Annotated in this window: 1 protein-coding gene; it reads right to left on the reverse strand. The window is 63.4% G+C overall.

What is annotated here, in order from left to right:
• The coding region (locus NTD87_RS08440; protein WP_410017477.1) for a beta strand repeat-containing protein at positions 1-4,352 on the reverse strand (4,352 nt) is incomplete at both ends.

Raw genomic sequence — 4,352 nt, forward strand, 5'->3', positions numbered from 1 at the left:
GTGGGCCGCCACTGGCGAGTTTGCCGTTGCTGTTGCTCAGGGCACCGAGCAGGTCAAGGTTCACCGCGCCGTTGCTGACCAGACTGCCGCCGGTATTGTCGAGGGTCGTGCCGGTAAAGCTCAGGGCTTGTTGCGCGCTGAGGGTGCCGCTGTTGTTCAGGGCCATGGCTTGCAGCGTCAGGGTTGTAGCGCTGTCGATCGAACCGCCCAAGGCGTTGTTCAACAGGCCGCTGACGACCAGTTGCTGAGCCGCGCCGCTGGACAGGATGCCAGCGCTGTTGTCCAGGCTGGCTGCATTGACGGTCAGAGTCTTCTGGCTGACCAGCGCGCCGGCGCCGCTGTTGAGCAACGCACCGTTGAGGTTCACCGCCAGGTCGCCGCTACGGCTGGACAGTGTGCCGTTGTTGCGGTTGTCGAGGCTGCCGCCATTGACGCTCAGCCCCTGCCAGCCAGAGATCAGACCGCCCTGGTTGAGCACGCTGTCGCCGGTCACGCTCAACTGAGTGTTGCTGATCAGTTTGCCGCCGCCGTTGTTCAGCGTACGACCGATCAGGTTGGCGCTCTGGTTGCTGGAAATCTCTGCGTTCTGGTTGTTCAGGTCGCGCAAGCGGCTGATGCTCAGCGGGCCTTTGGCGGTCAGCAGGCCATTGCGGTTGTCGAAGTCGCCGCCCGACAGGTCGAGGCGCACAGCGCTGCCGCCCAGCAGGCGACCGGCATTCTGGGTCAGTGCGCCCAGGGTCAGTGCGATGTCACCTTTGGCCGAGACTTCGCCGCCGTTGCTGGAGTCCAGGCTGTTGGCGGTCAGGGTCAGACCGGCCTGGCTGTTGATCAACCCGTTGGCGCTGTTGTTCAGCGCCATCGCATTGAGGGTCACCGCACTGCCACCGAGCAGGACGCCACCCTGGTTGTTCAGGTCGGCGCTGGTCAGCGTCAGGTTCTGTGCCGCGTTGATCAGGCCGTTATTTTGGTTGCTGAGCAAACCCGCGACATTCAGGGTCAGGTCGCTACGACTGTTTACGGTGCCGCCAGTGTTATCCAGGCTGGCGGCCCGTACGTCGAGGGCCGCCGCGGCAATCTGGCCTTTGAGGTTGGTCAAGGCCTGATTGATCCGCAGGGTCAGGGCCTGGTTGCTGAGGAGTTTGCCGTTGCTGTTGTCGAGGCTGTCGGCGGCGAGGCCAAAGGCCTGGGCGCTGGAAATTTCGCCGCCCTGGTTGTTAACGCCCTTGAGGTTATTGAGCAGCAGCGACGGGGCATTGATCAGGCCGTTCTGGTTATTCAACAGACCCTGGTTCAGGTCAAGGGTGAGGCTGGTGTTGCTGAAGAGTTTGCCGCCCATCTGGTCGAGGCCGGTGACGCTGGCCGTCAGTGCCTGGGCACTGCCGATACTGCCACCGTTCTGGTTGGTGACCTGGCCGGCCATGAGGGTCAGGCGGTCGCCACTGTTCAGGCGACCGTTCCGGCTGTTGTCGAAGGCGCCAGTGGTCACGCCCACCGGGCCCTTGCCGCTGATCACGCCTTGTTGACGGTTGTCGAGACTGGCGCTGGTCAGGTCGACGCTGCGGTCACTGACCAGTTGCCCGCCCTGGTTGCCGAGCACACCACTGGCCTTGACCGTCAACGCACCGGCACTCGACAGGCTGCCACCGGTGTTGGTCAGGTTGGCGCTGTTGACGTCGAGTTGGCCTTCGCTGCTGATCAGGCCCTGAGTGTTCGTCAGGTCGCTGCCCAGGCCCAGCCGGAGATCCTGCCCGCTGAGCAGGTGACCACCGGTGTTGTCCAGAGTCTGGCCATCCAGGGTTAAACCGGTCTTGCCATTGATCAGGCCCAGGTTGCGGTTGAGCACCTGGCCGAGGGTCATGCTCAAGCCCATGGCGGCGATGATCTGACCACTGTCGCTGTTGTCCAGGCGGTTGCCCGTCAGGCTGATGTCGGCGCTGCTGGAGAGTTCGCCGCCACGGTTGTCGATATCACCGACATTGAGTTTCAGCGCTTTTGTAGCGCCTACCAGGCCATTCTGGCGGTTGTCGAGCGCGCCGCCGATCAGGCTCAAGGCACCGCTGGCGATCAATTGACCGTTCTGGTTGTTGAGGCTGGTGAGGGTGGCCGACACATCGGCCTTGCCGGCGACCGCGCCGTTGCGGTTGTCGAGGCTGTTGGCCGCCAACAGCACCGCCCCGTCGCCGATCAGGGTGCCGCTCTGATTGGTGAAGGCCTGGGTCACGCCCAGATCAACGTCGCCACGGCTGCTGATCAGGCCATGGCTGTTGTCCAGACTGGCACTGCGGCTGTTGAGGGACGCAGCAGAAATCAGCCCGTTGAGGTTGTTCAGGGTCTGCGCGATGCGCAGGGTCAGGCCCTGGTTGCTCAGTAGCTTGCCGCCGCTGTTGTCGACCGTTTGCGCAGCGACGGTGAAGGCTTGGGCACTGGAGATTTCGCCGTTCTGGTTGGCGATGTCCGCGAGGTGGTTGAGCACCAGCACGGGACCATTGATCAGGCCGTTTCGATTGTTGAGCTGGCCGTTGTTCAGGTCCAGGTCCAGGCGGGTTTTGCTGAAGAGTTCGCCGCCCTGTTGATCCAGGCCGGTGATGCTGGCCGTCAGGGCTTTTTCGCTGGCGATGCGGCCGGTGGCAGCGTTGCTGACCTGGGTGGCGGTCAGGTCCAGCGCATCGTCACTGGTGAGATGACCACCCTGGCTGTTATTCAACACGCCGGTGGTGACACGGGTGGCGCCCTTGCCGTTGATCAGGCCTTGCTGGCTGTTATCGAGGCTGGCGCTGGCCAGGGTCAAGCCCTGGTCGGTGATGATCGAGCCTCCCTGGTTGAGCAACGCCCCCAGGCTGGTGACCGACAGGGCGCTGGCGCCGCTGAGCTTGCCTGCGGAGTTGTCCAGACTGGCGACGTTGAGGGTCAGTCCACTTTCGCTGCTGAGCAACCCGGCGTTATTGAGCAGAGCCCCATCGAGACGAATATCCAGGCCCTTGAGGCCGGAGACACTGCCGCTGGTGTTGTCGAGTGTGGTGCCGGCCAGGCGAGCGCTGCCCTTGGCGAACAGCAGGCCCTTGCTCTGGTTGATCAACTGCGCCACCGTCAGCCGCAGGTCGGTAGCGGACAGCAGTTTGCCGCCGTCGCTGTTGTCCAGACGCAGGCCCGTGAGGCCCAGATTGCTGTTGGTACTGGAGATTTCCCCGGCCCGGTTGTCGACCTGATCGACAGTGAGGGTCAGCGCGTTTGTGCTGCCCACCAGCCCGCCATTGCGGTTATCGAGGGCCTTGCCGGTCAGCAACAAACTGCCTTGGGCGACCAGCGCCCCGCCCTGCTGGTTCAGCGTATCGAGGGTCGCGGTCAAGTCGCTCTGACTTGCGATCCGGCCTTGGGTGTTGGTGATTTCCTGGGCCTTGAGCGTCAGTGGACCGACCGCACTCAGCAGGCCACCGCTGTTGTCCAGGCGCGTACCTTCGTAGCTGATCGCGGCCTTGCCGGTCAGCACGCCTTTGTCGCGGTTATCCAGTTGCCCGACCAGCAACTTCAGGTCCTGGTCGGCCTGGATCAGGCCACCGCGGTTATCCGCCGAGTCACTGCGCAGGGTCAGCCGGTCCTTGCCGGCCAGACTGCCGCCACGGTTATCCAGGCTGCCGGTGGTCAGGTCGATGCCACCGGTGGCTCTTAGTTTTCCCAGCTCCCGATTATCAAAGGCGCCCAGCACCTGCCCCGTCAGGGTGCCGTCGGCGGCGAGCAACATGCCCGCAGCGCGGTTGTCGAGGCTGCCAACGGTCAGGCTCAGCGCCTTGCCGGAGCCGAGCTTGCCGCCGTGGTTATTCAGTGCGCCGCTCAGGTCGATGCCCAGCCCGAGGTCACCCGTCAGCTGACCTTGGGTATTGTCCAGACTCGCCGCCTTGAGGGTCGATAACCCGGCACTGGATAACGAGCCATTGAGGTTGGTCACTCCAGCCGCGACAGTCAGGGTCAGGTCCGAATCGCTGCCAATCTTGCCGGCGGTGTTGTCGAGGCTGCCGGCGCGCAGATCCAGGCCATTGGCCGAGACCAACCCCTTGAGGTTGTTCAAGGTCTGGTCGACGCGCAGGACCAGCGCGTTCTGACTAACAATTTTGCCAGCAGTGTTGTCGAGCGTTTGCGCCGCCAGCGTGAACCCCTGATCGCTGGAAATCTCGCCGTTCTGGTTCGCTACACCCTTGAAGTTTTTCAGCAATAACTGACCGGGGGCGTTGATCAGACCGCCCTGGTTATTCAGCTGGCCGTTGTTCAGGTCAAGACTCAGCTCCGTACTGCTGAACAGTTTGCCGCCTTGTTGATCAAGGCCACTGACGCTGGCCGTCAGGGCCTTGGCGCTGGAG

Source organism: Pseudomonas sp. 6D_7.1_Bac1 (genome assembly GCF_025465945.1).
Taxonomy (GTDB): Bacteria; Pseudomonadota; Gammaproteobacteria; order Pseudomonadales; family Pseudomonadaceae; genus Aquipseudomonas.